Genomic DNA, 3,571 nt, shown 5'->3' with positions numbered 1-3,571 from the left:
TGCCCATGTTGATGATGAAGGGCGACAGCTCGCGGTTGCGCAGCACCTCGCTCTGCGCCAGCGCCACCTTGCCGCGGCCGTCGGTGCGCAGCGTGGCGGTGCGGGCCAGCTCGCGGTGGTCCTGCGTGACCACGCCCAGTTGCACCACCCAGCAGTCCATCGCGTTCTTCAGCCAGTCGCCATAGGTGAGGATGGCGTAGCCGTGCGAGCCCCACTCCGGCCCCCAGGAGTTCTGGATCAGGAAGCCCTGCTCGTTGTAGCCGACGATGACGAAGGCATGGCCGGCATGGGCGGCAGAGCCCGGCTCGATCGGGATGGTCCACACCTCGTCGAAGCTGCTGGGCCGCTCGGCCATGGTGGGCAGCTGCATGCCCTGGTCCCAGCCGGCATGGCAGGCGCAGCTCACGTACAGGATACCGGCTTCGTTCAGCGCCGCATGCATGTCCGTGATCTGCGTGGGCGTGATGCGGTAGTACGCGCCCAGCGGCCGGCGCACCGCGTCGTACCACCAGTCCTGGTCGATGGTGGGTGCGGCCGGCGGCATCTCCAGCGCGGGAAACAGGTCGAGCATGCAGGCCCCATGCTTGAACCAGCCCTTGAGCGCGCCACGCAGGCTGGAGCCTTCGTCGGCCACCGAGCCCGGAAACTCGTCGTAGCGCCGGGCCATGGAATACAGCATGTAAGGCGAGATGGCCGGCTCCAGCTCGCGCTTGGAGGCCCGCAGCGCGTACTCGGCCACCACCGACAGCGCAAAGCCGGTGCAGGCGTTGGTCTGGCCCTGGTTCTTGATGGGCAGCGCGATCTTCGGGAACAGCGTGGGCGCCGGGCACATGGAGATGGCGGGCGCGAACATGCGATCGCGGAAGTCGATGGCATCGGGCCGGGCGGCGCGCTTCCAGGCGGGCGCCTTTGGCTTGGCGCGGGGTTTGGCGCGCGGCTTGGCCTTGGGCTCGGTTGTGGGGGCGGCTTCTTTCTTTGTGGCCATGGTCGCTCCAGTTGGGGCGGCATGGTCGGTTGGCGTGCACCTTGCGGTCAATCCCTACCGGTCACTTCACCCGCTGCTTCTCCAGCTTGCGGGCCAGCGTGCGGCGGTGCATGCCCAGGCGGCGGGCGGTTTCGCTGATGTTGAAGCCGGTGTCGGCCAGCGTCTCGTGGATGCGCTCCCACTCCAGCGTCTTGATCGAGGTGGCGCGGTTGGTCATGTCCACGTCGGTCTCGCCTTCGGTACGGGCGAAGGCGGCCTCGATGTCGTCGGTGTTGGCCGGCTTGGCCAGGTAGTGGCGCGCCCCCAGCTTGATGGCTTCCACCGCGGTGGCGATGCTGGCGTAGCCGGTGAGCACCACGATGGCCATCTCGTCGTCGTGCGCATGCAGGGCCTGCACACAGGCCAGGCCCGAGCTGCCGTTGGCCAGCTTCAGGTCCACCACCGCATGGCTGGGCGCCTGCTGCTCCAGCACCGCCTGCATGCTGTCGAAGTCGTGCGCGCGCAGCACGCTCCAGCCGCGGCGCTCGAAGCTGCGGCACAAGGTGGCGGCCAGCGCATCGTCGTCCTCGATGATGAGCAGCACGCGGTCGTCTTGGGTGTCGTCCAGGTTCAATCGGGGCTCCGGGGGTGCACGCCGGCATCGGCTGGCAGGGTGAGCGCGGCCAGCGGCAGGTCGATGGTGACTTCGGCGCCACCGGTCTTGCGGTTGCAGGCCATCACATTGCCGCCCAGCTTGCGGGCCACGTTCACGCTGAGGAACAGGCCCAGCCCGCCGCCGGGCCGGCCCTTGCTGGAGTGGTACGGCCGGCCGAAGTTCGACAGCATCTCTTCGCTGAAGCCGGGGCCGCGGTCGATCACCCGCAGCAGCAGCCGGTCGCCCTGCCATTCGGCCAGCAGCCGCGGCATGGCCGGCGGCGCGGTGCCGGCGGCCTGCATGGCCTCCAGCGCGTTGTCCAGCACGTTGGTCACCATCTGGCGCAGGCCGGTGTCCGCGATGATGGGCGTGGCCGGCAGCGGCCCCAGCTCGGGCACGAAGCCGGCCTGCTGCCGCCGCTCGCGCCAGTCCTGGGCCACCTCGTCGAGAAAGGACTTGAGCGTGGTGGCCGTCGGCCGGTCGCCGCGGCTGTCGCCGGCCGACAGCAGGATGCCGCTGATGATGCCCTTGCAGCGCTGCACCTGCGACTGCATCTGCTCGATGTCGTCGCGCAGCTCGGGCTCGGCCGCGAACGGCGCCATGTGGGCCCAGTCGCCCAGGATCACGCTCAGCGTGGCCAGCGGGGTGCCCAGTTCATGCGCGGCGCCGCTGGCCAAGAGGCCCATGCGCACGATGTGGTCCTCTTCGGCGGCGCGCTGGCGCAGCGCGGCCAGGCGCGCATCGCGCACCCGCAGGTTGCGCGCGAAACGGCCCACCGCCAGCACCAGCAAGGAGGCGCACAGCGCAAAGCACAGCAGCAGCCCGCCCAGGTACAGCAGCGACAGGCGTTGCGGCTGCGGCGCATCGGGCCAGGCCAGCGGCAGGTGCCACTGCGCCAGCAAGACGATGGCCACGCAGGCCAACAGCGTCAGCGTCCAGGCGTAGGCCGGCCGCAGCAGCAGCGCCCCCACTGCCAGCTGCGGCAGGTAGACGAAGAGGAATGGGTTGTTCACCCCGCCCGACAGCGCCAGCAGGCCGGTGAGCACCACCAGGTCCATGCCCAGGCACAGGAACAGCTCGGTCTGGCCAACGTGGCGCGCATTGCTGGCGCGCAGCCAGCTCACCACGTTGAACAGGGCCAGCGAGGCCAGCAGCCACAGCAGCGGCAGGATGGGCAGCTCCAGCCCCAGGCCGAAGTGCACCATCAGCACCGTGAGCAGCTGCCCGCCCACGGCCAGCCAGCGCAGCTGCACCAGCTGCATCAGGTTGCTGCGGCCGGCACGAGCGTCGGGCGTCAGCGCCGGGTCGTCGACCAGCGGCGAATCGCCACGCGCGGGGTCGGGCTGCGGGCCGCCGGGCCCGCCCTGGCTTTCGTCGGGCGCGCTGTTGCGCCAGGGCCACCACGGCGGCAGGGGGGCGAGTCGGAAACCGGGCATGGACAGGTTCAGGCGTGTGGGGCGGTCGGGCCGCAAGGCGCGGCAGCCAGGCCGCGCGGAGGGGGCAGCTTACGCGGCCGGCCGGCGCCTGGGGCAAGACCGTGCGCGCCGCAAGGCCGGCGCGCCCGGGTCACTCATGTGCCGCGGGCCGGCGCGTGGCGCCACAGCAGCACCGCCGCCACCACGCTGCCCAGGGCCAGCGCCAGCCAGGTGAGCGCATAACCGCGGTGGTTGTTGTTGAAGTACAGCACGGTGAGCCCGCCCTGCGGCACGTCCACCGCATTGCTGCGGGCCGCAGGCGCCGCCGCACCGGCAGCATGCTCGCCGTCACGCGCCACGTCGATGAAAAAAGGCGCTGCGGTGATGCCGGCCGCCTGCGACAAGGCGGGCACTTCACGCCCCACCCAGCGACCGGCCGCGGGATCGTTGCGCTGCCACAGCCACTGGCCGGCTTCGCTGAAGCGCAGCAGGCCGGTCACCGTCACCTGGGCTTGCGGCGCGCCGGCCGGCAAGGCG

Annotated in this window: 4 protein-coding genes; all 4 read right to left on the bottom strand. The window is 71.0% G+C overall.

The features are described from left to right. Positions 1 to 985 (bottom strand): C1 family peptidase (locus ABNT58_RS04970; protein ID WP_348752402.1); only part of this gene is annotated, 985 nt, incomplete at its 3' end. Positions 986 to 1,046: 61 nt separating this feature from the next. Beyond that, complete coding sequence (locus ABNT58_RS04965; protein WP_348752403.1) at positions 1,047 to 1,592, bottom strand: response regulator transcription factor; 546 nt, start codon at positions 1,590 to 1,592, stop codon at positions 1,047 to 1,049. 2 nt (positions 1,593 to 1,594) lie between these two features. After that, positions 1,595 to 3,055: an ATP-binding protein gene (locus ABNT58_RS04960; protein ID WP_348752401.1), complete on the bottom strand. Its 1,461-nt coding sequence runs from the start codon at positions 3,053 to 3,055 to the stop codon at positions 1,595 to 1,597. A gap of 134 nt (positions 3,056 to 3,189) precedes the next feature. Continuing rightward, the coding region (locus ABNT58_RS04955; protein ID WP_348752400.1) for an SURF1 family cytochrome oxidase biogenesis protein at positions 3,190 to 3,571 on the bottom strand (382 nt) is incomplete at its 5' end.

This window comes from uncultured Aquincola sp. (assembly GCF_964001545.1).
In the GTDB taxonomy this organism is placed as follows: Bacteria; Pseudomonadota; Gammaproteobacteria; order Burkholderiales; family Burkholderiaceae_C; genus Aquincola.
The sequence above is the reverse complement of the archived record's forward strand: the minus strand, read 5'-3'. Positions and strand labels throughout refer to the sequence as shown.

Excerpts from the sequence above, each read along its gene's own strand:
- ABNT58_RS04960 (WP_348752401.1), bottom strand. The coding sequence starts at position 3,055 with ATGCCCGGTTTCCGACTCGCCCCCCTGCCGCCGTGGTGGCCCTGGCGC.